Raw genomic sequence first — 18,562 nt, 5'->3', positions numbered from 1 at the left:
CCTGGATCGCTGCTCCCCTAGATCACTGCGTCTACCAATCCAGCCGCAGGCCTTGCTCAATCATGTACTGTTGCAGTTGCGGCATTTTTCCTTGAGGGACGATCTGGGCAGGCTGCAAATCGGGTTGATCGACCAGCCAGCCGGCCGTCACCCCCGCCGCCGAGCCAATGGTCCATTCGCCGTGGTGAACACGGGTCATGGCCGTGGCGATGTGCGTGGCGGCGATCGCCTTTCCGCCCACCAGCAGATTCTCCACGCCCTGCGGAATCAGGCTTTCGAGGGGAATCTGCACGGGGCGAATGTAATATTCTTTCACCGAAGCTTTAACTGCCTCGCCCGTCGGCTCCCAGTTGCGATAGCGACAGCCGTGAATGTCAATATCGTAATGGGTCACACCTACCGCAGTTGCCCGAAAGTCTCGTCCTTCCATGTCTTCCCGCAGGTCAGCCTCGCGCAGCATAAACTCCGTCTGTCCGTAGGCCGATCGCCCCAGGATTCGCCGCCCCTCGCGGATGTAGGGCAACATGCTTAGCCCAGAAACCGTCCCCATAGGGGAATCGGCCCCCGCTAGGTAGGCCAACGGCAGCGCTGGATCGGGCGGCTGCTCCAGGAGCCAATGGGCAAACATCAGCGCGTGATTTTCTGCATGGCGCATAGACCGCAGCGACACGCCGCCCATCCAGTTTTGATACTGCCCGGTTTGCATGAGCTTTTCGGGTGTCAGGATTAGCGGCGGATTCATCCAGTTCCAGTCGTTGCCCTGCGTCCAGTTGACCAGCGTAATGTCGTTGAGGACGGGGCTGCCAAAGAAGGGGTCGCTGCGATTCAGGCTGACGATCCGCCGATAGTTAAAAAAGCTGCGCCCGTGAAACATCGGCACGCCTTCTAGCGTGTAGACCCGCATATGCTCGGCGCGAGGATAAAACGACTGGACGTATTCCAGGGTCTTGATGCTCTGGCCGCCATCGGCGCGGATGCCCATTGCAAAGGGGAAGGTAAACGCCTGGGTGCATTCTGGATTGTCGAAATCGGCGGCGTTGGTTTCCCCCGTGGTGTTGCGCGAGTCGGAACCAATGCGTAGCGGCACCTTGGCCCAGCCCACCACTTCGCCCGTATCCGTTGCGTCAATCACGATCATCCGCTTTCCGGGCGGTGGCTGGAGCTTGATCGGGGTTTTGCGGAAGGTGGCATCTTCTTCCCAGGCATACCAAGTGGCTAGCTCCACCGACGGGCGGCCCTGGGGCACATAGCCAGATTCCCGGGGCGATCGCCGCACGGCATAAATCGCGGTGATAAACCGTCCTGTTTCGTCAAACTCTGCGCCCTTGAAGGCAGTAAACGCGCTCCACTTGCTGCTTGTGGAATATTGCGCCGCCCGCTTGAGCCACTCCTGCGATACCACAGCCCCCACCTGCGGCGGAAAACACAGCCGCCCAACCCAGCAGCTATTAATCTGGGCGACCGTGAGGGGCGCAGTGATACCCGTCCAGGCAGGCAGCGTGACGGGCTGCTGCAAGATAAAGTCCTTGAAGCTCTGCCAGCTTGGCGAAAAGTTATTCCGCTCCAGCATGTTTCTGGACTCGTCTACCGCAGACACCCCCTGGGAGCTGATCTGTCCGCCCATCCACGGCGTTAGCTCAATGAGGCAGGTCTTCGCGCCCGTCCGCATGGCATGAGAGGCGGCCGCCACCCCACCCAGCGACCCGCCCACCACTGCTACTTCACATTCCCAGGTTTCGGCTGGCGCAGGGAGCGGCGACAAACTTGGGCGACCATTGGGCAGCAAAAAAGAGTTGTCCGATCCGCTTTTTGTGGGGTCAGATTGCTCAGAAGAATTCAGGGTTTGAGCATTTTCTGCTCCGTCATTGGGGTTGACTGTTTCGGCATCCGGCACAGAGTCTTGGGCAAAAGAAGGCTCTGCTGCGGATAGTTTTCCATCGGTCGTTTCGGCCTGGGTATATTGCTCAATAGTGCTGACTAGTACAGCAGAACTAGCCCCTGCCAGCAGGCTTGCAACGGGAATGATCCATGCTAAACGACGAGAGAAGAAAAACCGTTTCATGCTCGAAACCCGAATGATATGCTAGTAGAAATAATGCTCCTCTGACTGCGGCGGAGCCTGGTTTGTGGCATCTTCACTTTTAGCCCACCTGTCCTATTTTTAGGGTTCCGAAATCCATTCGGCTCACAGTGTAGCTAAATCCAGAAGTATCGGCACATTTAGCCCCTCAAGATTGTCTGATATTTTTTATCTCTGCTCCAGTGCAAACTTTGCATCCGCAGAGGTTCGACCTTGCACTCAGGTCGCATCGAGATTGAGGTGTGTCCTGAACGGTTGTCAGTTTTAGCAGGGGCCTCCCCGAAAAAATTCGCAGCCGCTAAATTTTGTAGTCACGAATGAGCAATCCTCCTATGAAGCCCAACTTTTTTTTCCAGACGCTTTCTGCTTTTAAAGCTTTCAGGTCATGCTCAAACATTGCCGGACAAATTCAAGCTCGCCAAGCCCAAGTTCGTCAAGTGACCCGCTCGATGCTGTGGAAGGTGGCAGGGATGGCGATTGCCTCCTCTGTCTTGCTCACGGGGGGCGAAGCGCTAGCCCAAGTTTACAGCTTTGGCAGCCAGGGATCAGATGTCGCCGCAATTCAGTCGGCGCTGGGCATCTTCGCCGATGGTGTATACGGTCTTGAAACAGAAAACGCAGTTATCGCATTTCAAAGACGAAACGGGTTGATGGTAGATGGGCAGGCCGGCCCAGAAACGCTGCGGGCCCTAGGGCTGGGCTATCTCGTGTCGGGTGGCGGCATCGGCGGCCCGTCGCAGCCCGTTCCGCCGGGGAACTGGTTGGGCCGCGAGGCGATCGTCCGCACCAATAGCGGAATTGGCGTAAACGTGCGTAATCGTCCTGATGGGCAGGTAATTGCAGGCATCGATGATGGGGTGCGCGTGCGCCTGTCTGGACGGCAGGAATTTTCCGGTGGTTTGACCTGGGTTGAACTGGCGGGCACGGGCGGCTGGATTGCCTCTGAGTACCTAGTACCTGCCAACATCGGCGGCCCGACCGACCCAGGGTTTCCGGGCCATTACGGCGGTCCCTACCGGGTTGCCATACCGGGGAGCAGCGATGAGCTACTATTCCAGGTGCGTCGCTTTGTGCGCGATGCCTACCGCGACTCGGACTCGCTGCGGGGGCCATTCATCAATGCAGGCTCTTTCCGCGATTACTCTGCCGCGGCGGCTGTGAATCAGCAGCTCCGGAGAGAAGGGTTTGACGCGCGAGTGGTCTATGACTAGGTTGTATGACTAGGTTGCCTGTGACCGTACTGCCAGCGCGGGATGTTTTCTAGCGGGTGCAGTCAGGCGGGTTGCCCTAGCTGAAACCGTACAAGTCATCGGAAGATCGCTGTGCAGTTAGGCTGTGCAGCGATTTTTACTGATGAAAAACGAACGGACTCGTCACTGACTTTAGTTTGGACTAATGGTGAAGAGGAAGGCAGTCAATGAGAAGCACCGACTGCCGTAAGGTCAATGAAGTACAACCAACATTGACCCCATGATTTTCAACGAACTTCAGCAATTTCGCCAAACGTTGTATGCCAGCTTGGGAAACGCCAGAGATGCCCTGTTTGATCTGATGGATGCCGTGTTAGTGAGTGCGTGCATCGTGTCGTTTGTGAGGCTATCGCAGAGTCCTGTCTTTCGTCGCCAGTGGTCGAGCACCTATGAAGCGTTGCGCGATAGCCGCCTACCCCGATCAAAGGTGCTGAAGCTGTTGGTGCAGCAGATACCGACTCAGCAGCAACCGTTGTTGGCAGGTGATGCGAGTCGGTGGAACCGTCCTGCTGCCAGGCGTTTGAAAGACCGCACCTTATCAGGCAGAACAGGACATGCCCCGATAGCCGGACAAAACTACAGTACCTTAGCCTGGATTGCTGAAGACAGGGGCAGTTGGGCATTACCATTGCGGCATGAGCGCATCACCAGCTTTGAAACACCCGCCAGTAAAGCGGCATTCCAACTCAAACAAGTGACTCGGCAGTTAGCGGTGCGTCCGTTGGCGATCTACGACCGAGGGTACGGCAATGCCAGTTTTGTCAACCAAACGGCAGGGATTGAGGCAGACTTGCTGCTGCGGGTTACATCCAATCGATGTGTCTATGGCGCGCCCCCAGCGTATCGAGGGCGAGGCGCACCTGCCAAGCATGGACATAAGATGAAACTCAATGACCCTGACACTTGGAGTGTCCCGGTCGAAACCGTTGAAGTCGATGATCCCAACTGGGGACGAGTGCGGGTCAGTCGTTGGAGTGCATACCATTTCCGCAAATCCCCCAAACGGGCAATGGAAGTGTTGCGCGTGGAGGTGCTGGAGACACAGAGCAGCACGCGACGCTTGGCTCCTTTGTGGTTAGTTTGGCTGGGTGAGCAGATGCCTCCGTTAGAAACCCTGTGGTTGCACTACCTCCGTCGCTTTGCCATTGAACACTGGTATCGCTTTGCCAAGCAGAGGCTATATTGGACACATCCCCAGTTCAGTTCTGTATCGGCAACCGAACAGTGGAGCAGCCTGATGCCGTTGCTCAGTTGGCAGTTGTGGTTAGCGCGAAAGGACTGTACTGACCACCCCTTGCCCTGGCAGGCACCGCAAGAAACGTTGACTCCGGGTCGGGTCGCACAAGCGTTTGCAGGCATTTTGGCAGCGATTGGCACCCCTGCTCCTGCGCCTAAACCTCGTGGTAAATCGCCAGGACGAGGCAAGGGGCACAAGCCAACTCCTCGTCCCTGCTATCCGATGGTCAAAAAACGAGCCTCGAAACGCAAGACATCCGAACAATCCCTGAACAGTCCGGTTGCAACAGCAGCTTAACTGCGAGCAGGATTGTATCCAATTCCTTAAGTTCAACTGTTATGAACGGTTGAGCAGATTCTTTATGGCATCCTGTTGAGCATTATTGTGATGCCAGTTAGTCCAAACTAAAGTCACTGAAGCATGTGACAAAAATCACAACTGGAGATGATCGCGATCGCGCTTTAGTTCTCTCTGCATCGGCATACTTAAGGAGACTCAACTCTAGCCGAGTCATCAACAGGGAACACACTATAATCCGGCAGACTCAATTCGGGACTGTCGGATTTTTTTGTGGGTGTGACATTACGAGTGTCATAAAATTCTCTGTGCTTCCGTGAATACCGACATCATGGTGTGGAGTTTGCCGGGTAACGCTGACGCTTAAGACCGTTCAGCCGGAGGTTCAGAATGAAGCGGAGACTGCTGCCGAATTTTGCCGCTGACTTGTAATGCTGACTTGTAATGCTGAATTTTGCTGTTAATGCTGAATTTTGCTCTGCTGAATTTTAACGCATTGCACCCATTGTGCTTTTCCAGGAAAGCTCTCGGCAGAGAATTTCTAGCGCCCGCTGGTCTGGGCCAGAAAAAAGGCGGCTATCGACCAGTTCTTGCAGCGTTTGTTGGGTCAGGGCGGGCGCAAAGTTGCCGCCGCAGCGCAGCAGGTGGCTATAGTAGCAAAACTGGGGGCTGCCTGCTTGGTTGAGGTGAAAGCGGTAAATTTCGTCCTGGGTCATGACCGATACGGGCGTGTTGACAGGGACGACCACGCGGGGGATGCCGTGGATGCCGTAGGGCTGCCCGTTGTCCTGCGCCATCCAGCCCACCAGCACTACGCCCAGCAGCGTGCGGGTTTCGGTGATTAAATCTGGCGTAAACAGCGGGTCGGGTTCGCTCGACAGGCGCGGCCCGTTGCTCATAAACATCGGGTTCATCAGCAGCGAGTTGTAGATTAGCCCGACGGCCCAGTGGCGATCGCCCGGTTCCTCCAGCTTTACAAAGCTGCCAAAGCCGTAGTCGTCGGCCTGTGGCGGGTTGTCTACGTCCATGCTGTCATCGACTTGAACCACGTAGTCACAGTGGGAGTTGGATTTGACGACTTTGCCGAGACGCATAGGGGATGGGGGGATTTTGGATTTTGGGTTTTGGATTTTGGGAGCGAGTCGCGGAGTGTTGGGAGGGCGATCGCTCTTCATCATGATGCCCCAAAAGGCGGAAAGTGGTGAACACTTGTACGATTTTCAGCGGTGGGATGTTCGAGTGCGCTGCATCAATTCCTCTCAAGAAGCGCTTTTCTGAGAAAAGGTGAAAGTCTTGCATAACCTGGATTTGCAATCCAAAATCGCCAATCCAAAATCCAAAATTATCCGATCACCCAATCTCGCTACAAAAAACGGTTCCCCGCAGGTGCAGGAATGCTACTTGGTGCAACACTTCTGCCCGCCACAGGGAACAAAGGCTGATATTAAACTTTTTCGATTACACGCCTTCGATCGCACGCCACTGGAAAGCAAAGCTAGGACATGGCCTGGATGATGTAGTCGAAGTAGGGGGCGGCTTCGGCAGCGTCTTCGTCGCTGAGCAGCGCCAGGGATGCCCGCTTGAGGCAGCGGATCGACTCCACCATGCCGGGAACGGGAACGCCCAGAGAGTTGTACATTTCGCGCACGCCGATCAGGCCGATGCTTTCGATGGGCTGCTTGTCGCCCGCCAGCACGCCATAGGTAATCAGGCGCAGATACCAGCCGTAGTCGCGCAGGCAGAGGGCCCGCTGGCGATCGCCGTAGGCATTGCCACCCGGAGAGATAAAGTCGGGGCGCTTTTGCCAGAGTTGCTTGCTGGCTTCTTGCACAATTTTCTTTTCATTCTCCGCCAAGATATTGGCGATACGCACGCGCTGTTCTCCGGTTTGAAAGAACTCGCTGATGCTCTTGAGTTCTCCACTGCTAGGGTAGCGGAGTTCGTCGTCGGCGTTGAGGATGACCTGGCTAACTACACTCATAATATGGCGGTGATGTCAGAGCAAAGATGAATATCGGTCTGTATTGTAACGAGTTGCGGGGACTGAAGAAAAGTCTATCAAAGACCGGATCGATACATTTGCAACAAGGCTTTTAAGTTTTGAACGGTTCCTTGCAGGCTTTGCCCGAGAATTTCCCTCACTGCACCAATCTTAAAGGACTTAATAAAAGTTAGCAAATACGCCCAGGTTGTTAATTTTCTACGCCGACGAGTGTTTTCGACAGGTGCCAACAGTCTTGGGCGATCGCCCAATCTTCCTGAGTGTGGATAATCAGCACGCGCACTGTGGAATCAGCAGCGGCGATGTCCTGATCGTCGGGGTTGCGGCTGAGCTTGGCAGGGTCGAGCCGCAGTCCCAGAAATTGGAACGGTTCGCAGGCGGCTTGCCAGATGTTGGGCGCGTTTTCGCCGACACCAGCCGTGAACACGATCGCCTCCAGCCCGCCCAGACTCGCTAGCATACTGCCCATGAGCGACCGCAGGCGGTGAACGTAGACATCGATTGCGAGCTTCGCCCGCTCGTTGCCCTGGGCGATCGCCTCCAGCACAAGCCGCATATCGTTCGACACGCCCGACACGCCCTCCAGCCCCGACTCCCGGTTTAGCATAGTGTCTACCTGATCCGGCGTATAGCCCAGGTCGCGGATGAGGTACAGCAAAATGCCCGGATCGACCGAACCCGAACGGCTGCCCATCATCAGCCCCTCCAGCGGCGTAAAGCCCATTGTGGTATCTACACACTGGCCGTGGCTTACCGCCGACAGCGATGCGCCGTTTCCCAAATGGCAGATCATCAGCCGCAGATCAGCCAGCGGCCGTCCCAGCAGTTGGGCTGCCCGCTGAGCGCAATAGCCGTGACTGGTGCCGTGAAAGCCGTAGCGCCGGATGCCCTGTTCTAGCCATGCATAGGGCCCCGGATAGACGTAGGCCGCAGGCGGCAGCGTGCTGTGAAAGGCCGTGTCGAATACGGCAACCTGGGGGACGCTGCTGCCCAAAATTTGCTCCAGGGTTTCAATCCCTTCTAGATTGACCGGGTTGTGTACGGGGGCAAACTTGGCTAGGCGGGCGATCGCCGCTTTCACCTCCGCCGTTACAAACACGCTAGCCCGATAGTCCTCTCCGCCATGCACGACGCGATGCCCCACCATGTCAATTTCACCGGGGCGATCGATCACTCTTGTATCCCCTGTCCACAGGGTTTCCAGCAGGTGATGAGTGGCCTCAACCCGCGACGAGGTGGGATAACTCTCCGTTTTTTTCACGCCGGCCGCCGTTTTCACCTTAATTTCTGCCACGCCTTCGGCATGGGTCAGGTCGATTTGCGCTTCCCACAGCGGCTCTGGCGGATGCTCTGGCAGCGCCGCCTCCGGCAATTCGTACAGGCAGGACTTTTGGCTGCTGGAGCCAGCGTTCATGACCAAAATTTTCATAGCCACTTGCATTGAGAGGACAGGAGGCAACAGCGCTCACCCTCAGTTTGCCGGAAAGTGCCCAGACCTCAAGGTATGGGAGATGTCATCTCTGGAAAGTTTTGGGCAGGGAATAGGAATCAGGAAATTGCGGGGCAGTGATTTTCTGACCCTGCCGGAGCATCGCGTCATAGAATAGATAGAACGCATTCGCAGGATTCTTGCGAAGCTTTACTCATTGGGTGCGGCCTAACAGTCGGGGGTATGGCGGAATGGTAGACGCTGCGGACTTAAAATCCGTTGACCTTAACAGTCGTGTGGGTTCAAGTCCCACTACCCCCATTTAAAGAAAGAAGAGAGAAAAAAGAAGAAAGAAAAAAAGCGAGAGAACTCCAGTCTTCGTTCTTCGTTCTTCGTTCTTCCCTCTTCGTTCTTCCCTCTTCCCTCTTCTCTAGGGTTTTAGAATTTTGCTATTTCAAGACTTTCAGCCGATTGCGGCGATCGCCCCCACTCCCCTTGCTGTGAAATCGCTGCGAGCACTGGCAGAGGGCGGTGAGGTGACGCTCTGGGTTCCGGCAGACCTAGCGACGGACGAGTTGCCCTGTGAGGTGTACCAAACCACGCTGCGGGAATTGGTCAACACGCTCTGGCAAACGCATCGGGCTTTGGTGTTTGGGCTGGCGACGGGGGCGGTGGTGCGGCTGATTGGCCCGCTGCTGCAAGATAAGATGACTGACCCGGCGGTGCTGGTGGTGGATGGCGCGGGCAAGGGGGTGATCAGCCTGTGCGGGGGGCATCAGGGCGGGGCCGATTGGCTGGCGCGGGCGATCGCCCTCCGGCTCAATGCCACCCCCATTCTGACGGGCGGGGCCAATGCCCTGGCTCTGCCGGGAATCGATGTGCTGGGGGAACCGTTTGGCTGGCGCAAGGGCAGCGGCGACTGGACGGGGGTGAGTGGGGCGATCGCTCGTCAGCAGCCTGTGCAGGTGATTCAGGAAGCCGGGTCAACGCTGTGGCAAGACCATTTGCCGCCCGATCATCCCTTTGTCTTTGGCTGGGACGACCCGACAGCGGCGCAGCCAAATCTGCCTAAACCCGCCGCCCGCGTATGGATTAGCCCAATTCAGCGGCGCTTTGCGGATGGGGCAGAGGTTCCCTCTGACTGTCCCAAGGTGCAGTGGCATCCCCGCGTGCTGTGGGTGGGCATGGGCTGCGAACGGGGTACGCCGCGAGGGGTGATCGAAGCTGCCGTTGCTGATACGCTGCGGCGGCATCACCTGGCAGAGGGGGCGATCGCCGGCCTGGCCAGCCTCGACCTCAAGGCAGATGAAGCGGGACTGCTGGAATTTTGTGGCGATCGCCATCTCCCCCTGCTCACTTTCTCTGCCGAAACCCTCCGCGCCGTCCCCGTCCCCACCCCTTCCGCCGTCGTCGAGTCGGAAGTGGGCACGCCCAGCGTCGCCGAAGCCGCCGCGATTCTGGCGGCCAGCCGGACGTGCCAGCGTGACCGCCAACCCCAAACCTTTGCCCCCCTTCGTGTTTCCAAGCAAATCTTCCGCCTCCCCGACCATCCCGGCGCAGTGACCATTGCCGTGGCCCAGGCAGAGCAGGAATATACCGGGCGCATTGGAAGGCTGTGGCTGGTGGGCACGGGGCCGGGACGACTGGAGCAAATCACGCCTGCGGCCCAGGCGGCGATCGCCTCTGCCGATGTGGTGATTGGCTATTCGCTGTATATGAACCTGGTGGCGGCGCTGCTGCATCCGGGGCAAATCGTTGAGGCGCTGCCCATTACTCAGGAGCGACAGCGGGCCGAGCGGGCGATCGCCCTGGCCCAGTGGGGGCTGACGGTGGCGGTCATTTCCTCTGGCGACTGCGGCATCTATGGCATGGCGGGGCTAGTGCTGGAACAACTCCAGGCCCAGGGCTGGGACGGCCAAACGCCCGCAGTTCAGGTGTTTCCTGGCATTTCGGCCTTGCAGGCGGCGGCATCGCGGGTGGGTGCGCCGCTGATGCACGACTTTTGCGCCATCAGCCTCAGCGACCTGCTTACGCCCTGGCCCGTCATCGAGCGGCGACTGGCAGCGGCGGCCGCGGCCGATTTTGTGACCGCGCTATACAATCCCAAATCGCAAACGCGGACAGAGCAAATTGCGATCGCCCAGCGCATTTTTCTAGACCATCGCGCCGTCGATACGCCTGTGGCCCTGGTTCGCGCCGCCTATCGCAATGAAGAACAGATTACGCTGACCACCCTGGGGCAACTGCTCGACTGCCCCATCGACATGCTCACTACCGTCGTCATCGGCAACCAAAGCACCCGCTTCCATGAAGGCTGGATGATCACCCCACGAGGCTATTTGGGCTTTGAGAAGGGAACCTGAAAGCGCCTTGGGCGATCGCCTCAAGTTTTTCAGAAAATATCTGAATACCTGTTCATATGTTATTCTTGTTTTTAGAGACGCGCAGGGACACTGCCCTCGCTCAATCGCAAAACCTCGTTTGATAAGTTGACTGATTATTTGACGAAAGGAGAAACCCGGTCATGACTACAACTGTGACTCAAATGAAATGTGCCTGTGAATCTTGCCTGTGCATCGTCAGCCTGGAAGAGGCCATTCAAAAAGACGGCAAGTATTATTGCAGCGAAGCCTGTGCCGATGGACACCCCAACGGGCATGGCGACTGTGGCCACGCGGGCTGCGGCTGCTAGGCTGAGCTTGCCCTGAGCTAAGTTTTCTGAGGCTTGGGGTTGCTAACTCGCTGCATCCGAATATTTGCGGAAACCGTCGTGCAGGCTGCTGTGCGGCGGCTTTACGTTAGAGCGAGAGGGGCAAGCCGCGGTCAAGAACCGGATTCGCTCTAGAGAGAGTTTTAAAGCTTTAGTAAAGAAAAGCAGGTTTCTGTAAATTTCGTCCGGCTAAAAACCGAGTTTTCCCGGAGATTGAACTGTCGTGGTGACAAACTCTCCAGGGTCGCTTATGAAGCCTGAACGACATATGAAACTCTGCTATTTGCTGTTTCGCGCTGGCATAACGGGCGATCGCCCGCAGGATTCGGGGTTCACGCTGATCGAGCTGCTGGTTGTTTTGGTCATTGCTGGCATCTTGTCGGCGATCGCCCTGCCCTCGTTTGTCAGCCAGGTCAACAATGCCCGCCATGCTGAGGCCCGCACCTACGTCGGCTCGATCAATCGGGCGCAGCAAGCCTATTTCCTGGAAAAAAGCGCGTTTGCCACGCTCTCACAATTGGAACTGAGTATTTCCAATTCCAAAAACTACATATATAGCTCTGCACCCAACGGTAGCGGCATGGCATCCAAAGCCATCACCCTGGCCCTACCCGTTGGCCAGGCGCGGGGATTTGCAGGTAAAGTGTGGCTCATGCCTGACCTAGACGGAAACGCCAACACCGTCTCCAGTATTTGTGAAGGGCCGCCGGGTGAAATGCCCGACTTGGCCAGCCCGACCTGTGCAGGATCATAAGGCTGGGGCCGGAGGACTGGATCGATTCTGGATTAGCGATTTTAGATTGGCGATTTTGGATTGCTAGTCGAGCGTTACAGGGCTTCCAGCCATCTCATTCATAGTGCCCCTGAGGAGAACGGGTTAACCCATCCCTCCTGTTTCAAGGCGCTTGTTCCAACGCTAAACCCCCCTGTACAGGTGCTAGCCATAGAGACACTAGCCATACAGGGGGGGGCTAGGCGGTAGCCAGTCTAGGTGTTCAAAAGCCGCAGCAAGCAGCGGGGCGCTATTTCTTGGGAGACAGCAGCATGGTCATGTTGCGGCCTTCCTGCTTGGGTTCTTGCTGCACCTCGGCAACGGTTTGTAAATCGGTTGCCAACTTCTTGAGCAGCGTTTCTGCGAGATCCTTATGCTGAATCTCCCGACCCTGAAAGCGAATCGTTGCCTTTACCTTGTCGCCCGATTGCAAAAAGCGCTCTGCCCGATTGACGCACACACGATAGTCGTGTTCTTCAATCTTATAGCGCATCTTCAGCTCTTTCACGTCGGACGTGTGCTGCTTTTTGCGGGCCTCGCGTGCCTTTTTTTCCTGCTCAAACTTGAACTTGCCATAGTCCATAATCCGACACACGGGCGGGTCGGCTTTGTCGCTCAGCATCACTAAGTCAAGCTCTTTTTCTTCGGCCAGCTTGAGCGCGTCGCGGGGGGTCATAATCCCCAACTGACCGCCATCGGTGTCAATGACTCGAATTTTTGGGAAACGAATGCGTTCGTTAATCGTGGGCAAATCGCGAGTGGGTTTGTTCAGCGCCATGGGCAAGTGAATTTTAAAGATGCTATCGACTCATCAGCTAAAGGTGGACATCCTCATAGTAAGTCGGGCGGCTTGGGGTGGAACCAGAAATTTATTAATTGTCACTGACTAAATCGTTGCAATTCGTTGCAACTTGCAATTCATTGCAAAAAGAAGTCTGCTGCTACATTGCGGCTGGCCCACTGCCGACTCGTTTTCTCTATGGAGGGATTACTAGCATAACGCATCCCCTAGGCTCGACAAATTTCTGTTTGCAAAGTCTTTAGGTTGGGCAAGGTTCTGGATCCGCCCAGCGGGAATTCTAAATGGAGGAATCATTTAGGACTGACGTAGTTGGACAATTTCTCGTAGACTGCGCCCGCGAGAAATTGTCCAAAATCCAAAGAGCTTATTGCAAGTGCGTAAGTCCTGTCATAGTTGGGTCTGAGTTGGGTCTGAACTCTTGGTTGAGCCTGAATGCTTTTGATTCCCGCGATTTTTGCTGAGACGGATGAATGAATTTGCTCCAGCCCTTGTTGAATTTGGTTTTGCAGCCCTGTTGTCCGATGTGCGGACGCACAGATGGGCGATCGCCCGCGCCTCCGTTGTGCATTGACTGCGATCGCCGCCTGACGCACTGCCAAATACCTCAGCCCACAACCGAATGGCGGCCGCCGCTGCCTGTGTTTTCCTGGGGCAAGTATCAGGGCACGCTCAAGCAGGCGATCGCCACGCTGAAATACAACAACCATCCCGAACTGGCGCGGCCGCTCGGTCACGCAATGGGTCGCGCCTGGCTGCATTCCGTACATGGAAAAACGCCGCTGATCGTGGTGCCGATTCCAATGCACGCCGACAAGCAAAAGCAGCGCGGGTTTAACCAAGCAGAACTGCTGGCTGCATCCTTTTGTCAGATCACCCGGCTGCCGCTGGAGCGTCGCGGGCTGGTGCGCGTGCGGGCGACGACCCCACAGTTTGGGCTGAGCGTGGAGGAGCGATCGCAAAATGTGGCTGGTGCGTTTCAGGTGGGCCCTGCTTTTGGGCGATCGCCCCGCCGCCCGGTGCTGCTGCTCGACGATATCTACACCACCGGAGCCACGGCGCGGAACGCTGCTGCCTGCCTGGAAGCACGAGGCATTCGCGTGTATGGGCTGGTGGCGCTGGCTTCTCCGCGATTTGGCGACGACTGATATCGATAGGACTTACGCAGTTGGGCGATTTCTCGCGGGCGCAGCCCGCGAGAAATCGCCCAAAACCCAGCAAACTTATCGCAAGTGCGTAAGTCCTGTGCGATTTTGGATTTGCGATTTTGGTTGGACAGTCAAGCGTTTGCAAGGTTTCCAGCAGTTCTGGAAATATTGGCGATTTGACAATTTTTGACAATTTGACAATTTTTTAGAGTTTGGACAGCCAACTCAACGCGATGTAAGACTTTCCATCATTTCATGGGTAGCCTTGTTATGTAAGAGAGATGAGATCAGTCGAGATCCAGGCTCACTTTTCCTCCTGAACCTGACCTCTAACCCCTGCAATAAAATAGACGAATCCTTTGAATTCCCGTGAGCTGCCGCAATGGTGACTGATCGCTGGCTCCACCTACCTTCAAGCGCTGAGCTGCCCTGCTCAGACGATACGCCCGTGGATAACGAAGATCAGAATCTCATTCCCAATATCCTGCTGTTTTTGCTCAAGTTCATTTGGGCAGAGCGGAACGACTGGTTCTTTGGGGTAGACATGGGGATCTACCACACGACGGGGGTTTCGCCGCTGGTACCCGTCGTGCCGGACGGGTTTCTCAGCCTCGGCGTGGAACGCCATAAAGCGGGGGAATCTCGCAAAAGCTATGTGGTGTGGGAAGAGGCAGGCGTTGTCCCGATGCTGGCGCTGGAGGTGGTGTCGCTGACTCCAGGTGGAGAATACGATGCGAAAATGGCGACCTATGCCCGGCTGGGCGTGTTGTATTACGTCATCTATAACCCCCAATACTGGCGACGCGACCAGCACCAGCCGTTTGAGGTGTATAAATTGCAGGACGGCGCTTACCAGTTGCAAATTGGTGAACCCTACTGGATGCCGGAGGTGGGGTTGGGAATAGGCCGCAGCCCTTACCAGGATGGAACGGTCGTGCGGGAAGCGCTGTATTGGTATAGCGAACAGGGAAGACGGTATCTAACCCCAGAGGAACAACTGGAACGCTATCGCCAGCGGTTTGGCGAGTTGCTAGACGAATAAAGGCTGCAAGACGGTCGCCCATCTGAGAGAATTGCTCGTCGTCCACCCTTCTCATTCACCCAATGTTCACTGAATACTTCACTGAATACTATGTCCACCGATACTGAAGTAGAGCTAGAGCGACTTTTGCAAGCCCGCAACCAATACCCTGATCGCGCGGCTGACATCGATGCCCAGATTCGCGCCCGGTTTATGGAAACCCACGCGATTTTGGTGCTGGATTCTTCTGGGTTTTCGCGCTTGTCGCAGGAGCAGGGTATTATTGCCGCGCTGGCTGAAATTGAGCGGATGCGTGGCATTGTTGCGCCGATTGTGGAAGCACACCAGGGCAGCCCGTTTAAGCTAGAGGCGGATAATGTATATGCGGTGTTCCCCAGTGTGGAGAGGGCGATCGCCGCGTCTCGTGAAATGATGCGCCAGCTTGCCCTGATTAACAAACACGTCAGCATTGGCATTGGCTACGGCGACCTGATCATGATCTCCGATGGGTCGTGCTATCAAGATGTCTACGGCGAAGAGATGAACCTCGCTTCCAAGCTAGGCGAAGACCTGGCAGAAACCGATGAGGTGCTGCTCACCGAAGCCGCCGTTCACCAACTCTGCACCGAGCGCCCCAGAGAACACCTGCCCGTTTCTCCACCCACCGCAATGACCATCTCCAACCTCACGCTCCAGGTCTATCGCCTCACCCCAAATCCCTAATCCCTTGCCACCGCTGCCCAGACTAAAGCAACTTCGTATTGTTGAAACATCGAATCTGCACTAACCAGCATCAGGTCTTCTAGCTGTGCTTGGGCAATCAGCATTCGGTCAAACGGATCACAATGATGAAGCGGCAGCATGGATGCCTGCACCGCATGGGCGGCTGTAATTTCTAATGACCTTGCTCCAAGCTGAGTCATGCGTGTAGAGACATAATCACCAACAGGCTCTGGTAGCAGCAGCTTGCCGATGGAAACCTTAACAGCCATTTCCCAAACACTGGTGACGGAGAACCATAATTCATTTCTTAACCTTAAACCATCCTTTCTTAACCTTAAACCATCCTTCAAAATGCCTCGCTCCAAATCCGACCTGCCCAGCAAACTCTGTCCGGTATGCCAGCGGCCATTTACATGGCGCAAAAAGTGGGAAGATTGCTGGGATGAGGTCAAGTATTGCTCCGAACGCTGCCGTCGTCGTCGCGCTCAGGCGAAATCGGGGGATGACGAAACGCCGCAGCGTCGGCAGTAGCGTTTTGCGGGCTTCATTCACTGTGGACTACTGGAGAAGGGCTTTCTATGCTGATGGGTCAGGTTCAACCCAAGCTAATCATTCATGGCGGGGCGGGCAGTTCGCTCCGGAGTAAGGGTGGGGCGGATGCCGTGCGGCTGTCGCTTTACCGGGTGATCGAAGAAGTGTATGGAATGCTGCTGGCGGGAGCGAGTGCCCAAGCAGCAGTGGTGCGTGGCTGCCAGATGCTAGAGGACGATCCCAGGTTCAACGCGGGTACGGGGTCGGTGCTGCAATCGGACGGGCAAATTCGCATGAGCGCATCGCTGATGAATGGCTCGGCACAGCGGTTTAGCGGCGTGATCAACACTTCGCGGGTGCAGCACCCGATTGATTTGGCGCTGTTTTTGCAGGATGGGAGCGATCGCGTTTTATCCGACTATGGTTCCCTGGAACTGATGCGGGAACTGGGCGTGCCGTCCTACGACCCGCTGACGGAAATTCGCCTGAAGGAATGGATTCAGGAGCGCGACCATAATTTTTCTAAAGAAATGGCGGGCGTGGTGGCCGAGAAAGAGCTAGTGTCGGAGGCGGGTCGCGGCACGATTGGTGTGGTGGCGCTGGATGGCGAAGGTCAGCTTGCGGTGGGTACGTCTACGGGCGGCAAAGGCTTTGAGCGGATTGGGCGGGTCAGCGATTCCGCGATGCCAGCGGGCAACTACGCCACCCACCACGCGGCTGTAAGCTGTACGGGCATTGGCGAAGACATTATCGACGAGTGTCTGGCGGCGCGGATCGTGGTGCGCGTGATTGATGGGCAAACGCTGCTGCAAGCCTTTGAGCGGTCGTTTATCGAGGCGGAGCAAAATCGGCGCGATTTTGGGGCCATTGGGCTAGACCGCACGGGGGCGATCGCCTGGGGCAAGACCTGCCCTACCCTGCTGGCGGCCTATCATGACGGCACGCGCATGGGTGATACGCTCGATCTGCCCGAAGAGATGGTGACGGGTGGCATCGCGTCGCCTGCCCACGCCTAGCAGGAGGTGGCTGGTGTATCTGCTGATTCCTGCCGCTGGCTCTGGCAAACGCATGGGCGCAAGCCGAAACAAGCTGCTGCTGCCGCTGTTTGGCAAACCGATCATTGCCTGGACGCTGCTGGCGGCTAAAGCTGCGCCGTCGATTCACTGGATCGGCATCGTCGCCCAGCCCGAAGAGTGGCAAGACTTTCGGGACATTGCCGCAGGGCTGGGCATGGGGCGGACGGTGCGCCTGATTCCTGGTGGCAAAACCCGGCAAGAGTCAGTCTATAACGGCTTACAAGAGCTTCCTGCCGTTGCGGAGCGGGTGCTGATACACGACGGGGCGCGGTGTTTGGCTACGCCGGAATTGTTTGATCGATGCAGCGAGGCGCTGCTGCACTGCGCGGGTCTAATCGCTGCGATTCCCGTCAAAGACACGATCAAGATCGTTGCGCCGGGAACCGAAATTATCCAGTCTACACCCGATCGCAGTCAACTCTGGGCCGCCCAAACGCCCCAGGGGTTTGATGTGGAAACGCTGAAACGCTGCCACGAGACGGGTCGTGAGATGGGTTGGGAAGTGACCGACGACGCGGCGCTATTTGAACACTGCGGACTGGCGGTGCGGATTGTGCAGGGCGAAGAGACGAACCTGAAGGTGACGACTCCGGTGGATCTGGCGATCGCCGAATTTATCCTGCGCGATCGCCAAAAGTCTGCCACTTCCTGAACTTAAGTTACTCCAGCCTACAACAGCTACTATCGCCACTTGCGCCGTAACACCGCTTTCAGCATTTCCAGGGTTACGCACAGACCTGCCGCAAAATTTACAGCCCCATCCACTCGATCGGCGGCATCTGGTCAAACGCCTGACGCAGCGAAATCTCCCACTGCTTGCGGATTTCTACCAGATAGGGATCGTCTTGCCCTAGCCGGAGGCGATCGCCAACCTTAAAAGAATCTGTCCGATACATCACCAAATCGATCGGCGGGCCGACGGAAATATTCGACTTCATAGTGGAATCGATCGACAGCAGCGCACACTTGGCCGCGTCTTCTACGCTGGTGTCGTAGCTTAGGATGCGATCCAGAATCGGCTTGCCATACTTCGTTTCACCAATTTGCAAAAACGGGGTTTCAGGCGTGGCCTGGATGCAGTTGCCCTGGCGATAGATGAGATAAAGCTCTGGCGGCTCGCCCTGAAACTGTCCTGCTAGCAGGCAGTTGCAGGAAAAGTCGATCTTGTCGCGCTCCAGCCAAGGGCGTTCTCGCTCCTGAATATGTCGAATTTTTTCGCCCACATAGCAGGCCGCATCATACAGCGTGGGCAGTGTGTGGAAGCTCTCGCACTCGCCCAGTTTCAGGTCGCGGTTGAGCATATTCACCACGGCTTGGGTAATGGCCAGGTTGCCAGAGGTGCAGAGCAAAATCACCCGCTGTCCGGGTTCCGAAAAATCGAACAGCTTCTGATAGGTGGAAATGTAGTCCACGCCTGCGTTTGTACGCGAATCTGCTGCCACCACAAAGCCGGATTGGGTGACAATGCCGAGGCAGTAGGTCATGGG

The 18,562-nt window shown here is 56.4% G+C and carries 18 protein-coding genes and 1 tRNA gene; 12 read left to right on the top strand and 7 right to left on the bottom strand.

The window, feature by feature from the left end; translation table 11 throughout:
• Positions 1–31 precede the first annotated feature (31 nt).
• Positions 32–2,062: an FAD-dependent oxidoreductase gene (locus HPC62_RS20090; RefSeq protein ID WP_172358224.1), complete on the bottom strand. Its 2,031-nt coding sequence runs from the start codon at positions 2,060–2,062 to the stop codon at positions 32–34.
• A 455-nt stretch (positions 2,063–2,517) separates the two neighbouring features.
• Here HPC62_RS20090 and HPC62_RS20085 point away from each other — a divergent pair, with 455 nt between their 5' ends.
• Positions 2,518–3,291 carry a peptidoglycan-binding protein gene (locus HPC62_RS20085; RefSeq protein WP_205371110.1) on the top strand — a complete coding sequence of 258 codons (774 nt, stop codon included), beginning with the start codon at positions 2,518–2,520 and terminating at the stop codon, positions 3,289–3,291.
• A gap of 259 nt (positions 3,292–3,550) precedes the next feature.
• A complete protein-coding gene (locus tag HPC62_RS20080) occupies positions 3,551–4,864 on the top strand; it encodes an NF041680 family putative transposase (RefSeq protein WP_172353244.1) in 1,314 nt (437 codons plus the stop codon).
• A 488-nt stretch (positions 4,865–5,352) separates the two neighbouring features.
• On the opposite strand, the gene HPC62_RS20075 is transcribed toward HPC62_RS20080, so the two are convergent.
• The 3 genes from HPC62_RS20075 to HPC62_RS20065 all read right to left on the bottom strand — a co-directional run bounded on the left by HPC62_RS20075 (position 5,353) and on the right by HPC62_RS20065 (position 8,295).
• Positions 5,353–5,958, bottom strand: coding sequence for a protease-associated domain-containing protein (locus HPC62_RS20075; RefSeq protein ID WP_172358222.1), 606 nt, complete (start codon positions 5,956–5,958; stop codon positions 5,353–5,355).
• Between the two features lie 401 nt (positions 5,959–6,359).
• A complete protein-coding gene (gene apcD, locus HPC62_RS20070) occupies positions 6,360–6,845 on the bottom strand; it encodes an allophycocyanin subunit alpha-B (RefSeq protein ID WP_068507529.1) in 486 nt (161 codons plus the stop codon).
• A gap of 211 nt (positions 6,846–7,056) precedes the next feature.
• Positions 7,057–8,295: an acetate kinase gene (locus tag HPC62_RS20065; RefSeq protein ID WP_172358221.1), complete on the bottom strand. Its 1,239-nt coding sequence runs from the start codon at positions 8,293–8,295 to the stop codon at positions 7,057–7,059.
• Positions 8,296–8,532: 237 nt separating this feature from the next.
• Here HPC62_RS20065 and HPC62_RS20060 point away from each other — a divergent pair.
• The 4 genes from HPC62_RS20060 (at position 8,533) to HPC62_RS20045 (ending at position 11,759) form a co-directional block, all read left to right on the top strand.
• A tRNA-Leu gene (locus HPC62_RS20060) sits at positions 8,533–8,616 on the top strand.
• A 122-nt stretch (positions 8,617–8,738) separates the two neighbouring features.
• A complete protein-coding gene (cobJ, locus tag HPC62_RS20055; protein ID WP_172359078.1) occupies positions 8,739–10,658 on the top strand; it encodes a precorrin-3B C(17)-methyltransferase in 1,920 nt (639 codons plus the stop codon).
• Positions 10,659–10,819: 161 nt separating this feature from the next.
• Positions 10,820–10,987, top strand: a complete 168-nt coding sequence (locus tag HPC62_RS20050; RefSeq protein ID WP_172358220.1) for a metallothionein — start codon at positions 10,820–10,822, stop codon at positions 10,985–10,987.
• Positions 10,988–11,255: 268 nt separating this feature from the next.
• Positions 11,256–11,759: a type IV pilin-like G/H family protein gene (locus HPC62_RS20045; RefSeq protein WP_205371113.1), complete on the top strand. Its 504-nt coding sequence runs from the start codon at positions 11,256–11,258 to the stop codon at positions 11,757–11,759.
• 268 nt (positions 11,760–12,027) lie between these two features.
• On the opposite strand, the gene infC is transcribed toward HPC62_RS20045, so the two are convergent.
• Positions 12,028–12,555, bottom strand: coding sequence for a translation initiation factor IF-3 (gene infC / locus HPC62_RS20040; protein WP_197673295.1), 528 nt, complete (start codon positions 12,553–12,555; stop codon positions 12,028–12,030).
• A gap of 545 nt (positions 12,556–13,100) precedes the next feature.
• On the opposite strand from infC, the gene HPC62_RS20035 reads away from it, so the two are divergent.
• The 3 genes from HPC62_RS20035 (at position 13,101) to HPC62_RS20025 (ending at position 15,468) form a co-directional block, all read left to right on the top strand.
• Positions 13,101–13,724 carry a ComF family protein gene (locus tag HPC62_RS20035; RefSeq protein ID WP_225906817.1) on the top strand — a complete coding sequence of 208 codons (624 nt, stop codon included), beginning with the start codon at positions 13,101–13,103 and terminating at the stop codon, positions 13,722–13,724.
• A gap of 382 nt (positions 13,725–14,106) precedes the next feature.
• Positions 14,107–14,766 (top strand): Uma2 family endonuclease, encoded by a 660-nt coding sequence (locus HPC62_RS20030; protein WP_172358218.1) that lies wholly within the window; start codon positions 14,107–14,109, stop codon positions 14,764–14,766.
• Positions 14,767–14,856: 90 nt separating this feature from the next.
• Complete coding sequence (locus HPC62_RS20025) at positions 14,857–15,468, top strand: adenylate/guanylate cyclase domain-containing protein (protein WP_172358217.1); 612 nt, start codon at positions 14,857–14,859, stop codon at positions 15,466–15,468.
• Here HPC62_RS20025 and HPC62_RS20020 read toward each other — a convergent pair.
• The gene (locus tag HPC62_RS20020; protein WP_225906818.1) at positions 15,465–15,818 is read right to left on the bottom strand and encodes a type II toxin-antitoxin system VapC family toxin; all 354 of its coding nucleotides are present in this window, start codon (positions 15,816–15,818) and stop codon (positions 15,465–15,467) included. The genes HPC62_RS20025 and HPC62_RS20020 overlap by 4 nt on opposite strands.
• Before the next feature lies 1 nt (position 15,819).
• Here HPC62_RS20020 and HPC62_RS20015 point away from each other — a divergent pair, with 1 nt between their 5' ends.
• The 3 genes from HPC62_RS20015 to ispD are packed head-to-tail and all read left to right on the top strand — an operon-like array spanning position 15,820 to position 17,727.
• Positions 15,820–15,999 carry a DUF2256 domain-containing protein gene (locus HPC62_RS20015; RefSeq protein ID WP_084781995.1) on the top strand — a complete coding sequence of 60 codons (180 nt, stop codon included), beginning with the start codon at positions 15,820–15,822 and terminating at the stop codon, positions 15,997–15,999.
• Between the two features lie 47 nt (positions 16,000–16,046).
• Positions 16,047–17,015 carry an isoaspartyl peptidase/L-asparaginase gene (locus HPC62_RS20010; RefSeq protein ID WP_068507512.1) on the top strand — a complete coding sequence of 323 codons (969 nt, stop codon included), beginning with the start codon at positions 16,047–16,049 and terminating at the stop codon, positions 17,013–17,015.
• Between the two features lie 13 nt (positions 17,016–17,028).
• Positions 17,029–17,727 carry a 2-C-methyl-D-erythritol 4-phosphate cytidylyltransferase gene (gene ispD, locus HPC62_RS20005; RefSeq protein ID WP_172359075.1) on the top strand — a complete coding sequence of 233 codons (699 nt, stop codon included), beginning with the start codon at positions 17,029–17,031 and terminating at the stop codon, positions 17,725–17,727.
• A gap of 97 nt (positions 17,728–17,824) precedes the next feature.
• Here ispD and HPC62_RS20000 read toward each other — a convergent pair whose 3' ends face one another.
• Positions 17,825–18,559, bottom strand: coding sequence for a proteasome-type protease (locus HPC62_RS20000; RefSeq protein ID WP_172358216.1), 735 nt, complete (start codon positions 18,557–18,559; stop codon positions 17,825–17,827).
• Between the last annotated feature and the right edge of the window lie 3 nt (positions 18,560–18,562).

It is taken from the genome of Thermoleptolyngbya sichuanensis A183 (assembly GCF_013177315.1).
In the GTDB taxonomy this organism is placed as follows: Bacteria; Cyanobacteriota; Cyanobacteriia; order Elainellales; family Elainellaceae; genus Thermoleptolyngbya; species Thermoleptolyngbya sichuanensis.
The sequence above is the reverse complement of the archived record's forward strand: the minus strand, read 5'-3'. Positions and strand labels throughout refer to the sequence as shown.

What these genes read in the sequence shown, in the direction of transcription:
- HPC62_RS20045 (WP_205371113.1), top strand. Translation starts at nt 11,256, where the DNA reads ATGAAGCCTGAACGACATATGAAACTCTGCTATTTGCTGTTTCGCGCT.
- HPC62_RS20090 (WP_172358224.1), bottom strand. Translation starts at nt 2,062, where the DNA reads ATGAAACGGTTTTTCTTCTCTCGTCGTTTAGCATGGATCATTCCCGTT.
- HPC62_RS20000 (WP_172358216.1), bottom strand. Translation starts at nt 18,559, where the DNA reads ATGACCTACTGCCTCGGCATTGTCACCCAATCCGGCTTTGTGGTGGCA.
- infC (WP_197673295.1), bottom strand. Translation starts at nt 12,555, where the DNA reads ATGGCGCTGAACAAACCCACTCGCGATTTGCCCACGATTAACGAACGC.
- HPC62_RS20025 (WP_172358217.1), top strand. Translation starts at nt 14,857, where the DNA reads ATGTCCACCGATACTGAAGTAGAGCTAGAGCGACTTTTGCAAGCCCGC.
- HPC62_RS20075 (WP_172358222.1), bottom strand. Translation starts at nt 5,958, where the DNA reads ATGCGTCTCGGCAAAGTCGTCAAATCCAACTCCCACTGTGACTACGTG.
- HPC62_RS20050 (WP_172358220.1), top strand. Translation starts at nt 10,820, where the DNA reads ATGACTACAACTGTGACTCAAATGAAATGTGCCTGTGAATCTTGCCTG.
- HPC62_RS20015 (WP_084781995.1), top strand. Translation starts at nt 15,820, where the DNA reads ATGCCTCGCTCCAAATCCGACCTGCCCAGCAAACTCTGTCCGGTATGC.
- HPC62_RS20035 (WP_225906817.1), top strand. Translation starts at nt 13,101, where the DNA reads ATGTGCGGACGCACAGATGGGCGATCGCCCGCGCCTCCGTTGTGCATT.
- HPC62_RS20065 (WP_172358221.1), bottom strand. Translation starts at nt 8,295, where the DNA reads ATGAAAATTTTGGTCATGAACGCTGGCTCCAGCAGCCAAAAGTCCTGC.
- apcD (WP_068507529.1), bottom strand. Translation starts at nt 6,845, where the DNA reads ATGAGTGTAGTTAGCCAGGTCATCCTCAACGCCGACGACGAACTCCGC.
- HPC62_RS20080 (WP_172353244.1), top strand. Translation starts at nt 3,551, where the DNA reads ATGATTTTCAACGAACTTCAGCAATTTCGCCAAACGTTGTATGCCAGC.
- HPC62_RS20010 (WP_068507512.1), top strand. Translation starts at nt 16,047, where the DNA reads ATGCTGATGGGTCAGGTTCAACCCAAGCTAATCATTCATGGCGGGGCG.
- HPC62_RS20030 (WP_172358218.1), top strand. Translation starts at nt 14,107, where the DNA reads ATGGTGACTGATCGCTGGCTCCACCTACCTTCAAGCGCTGAGCTGCCC.